1 protein-coding gene is annotated in these 841 nt (G+C 59.2%); it reads right to left on the bottom strand.

Annotation, left to right across the window (positions count from 1 at the left end):
- On the bottom strand, window positions 1-840 hold an 840-nt coding region (locus WKI41_RS12770), incomplete at its 3' end, for a helix-turn-helix domain-containing protein (RefSeq protein WP_340193890.1).
- Window position 841: the final 1 nt, after the last annotated feature.

Here is an 841-nt window from a genome sequence, read left to right as displayed (position 1 = left end):
ATCGAAGCGTACCTGTTGCTGAAGAAGGTTACGTTCGGGCGGGCGCGTTGCCTCCTTCTTCAATGTCAGATGCATACGCTCATGCCGCCCGTTCTGCTGAGGGTGGCCTGGCTTGATCCGTTCGATCGCAATCCCAAGCCTGAGCCAGAAGACCGACAGCTTCGACAGATTGTAGAGCCCGTTGGGTGAAGCGAAGGGCAGCCCGTTGTCCGAGCGTATCGCCTGAGGCAGGCCATGCTCGGCAAACAGGCGGCGGAAGGCTTCGATCACGGCCTGCTCGCGTGTCGATTCGAAGGCTTCGCAAGCCAATAGATAGCGTGATGCCTGATCGGTTACGGTCAAAGGGTAACAATAACGACCGTTCCCAAGCTTGAATTCGCCCTTGAAGTCGGCGCACCACAGATCGTTTGCGTTGACGGCTTGCGACAGCGTGGTGCCCATGGCCTTGTTTGCCCGGTTCCTCTTGCGGGCCTGGCGCACAAGGCCGTGGCGGTCGAGCACTGCATGCACGGTGCTGCTCGCTGGAATGCGGACATCGCCGGCGAGCTTCTTCACCAGCAGTTCGCGGATCTTACGTGCACCCCAGTGCGGCTTCCCCTTTTTGAGGCGCACGATCATTGCCTCGACGGGATCGGGAAGTTGGTTGGCGTAGCGCACCGGACGCCGTGACCGGTCCGTCAGAGCTTCAAGCCCATCATCCTTGTAGCGATTGAATATCTTGTAGCCGGTCTTGCGTGATATGCCGAAGTCTCGACACACCTCGCTCATTCCTTCGCCCTCCAGCAATCGGGCGACAAAGCGTAGACGTTCCTCCATGACCGAAGTCTCTCTCCACGGCATC

The sequence above is a fragment of the Agrobacterium larrymoorei genome, from assembly GCF_037722385.1.
Lineage (GTDB): Bacteria > Pseudomonadota > Alphaproteobacteria > Rhizobiales > Rhizobiaceae > Agrobacterium > Agrobacterium larrymoorei_C.
Note: the sequence above shows the minus strand (reverse complement) of the source record. Positions and strands in the feature narration are given on the sequence as shown.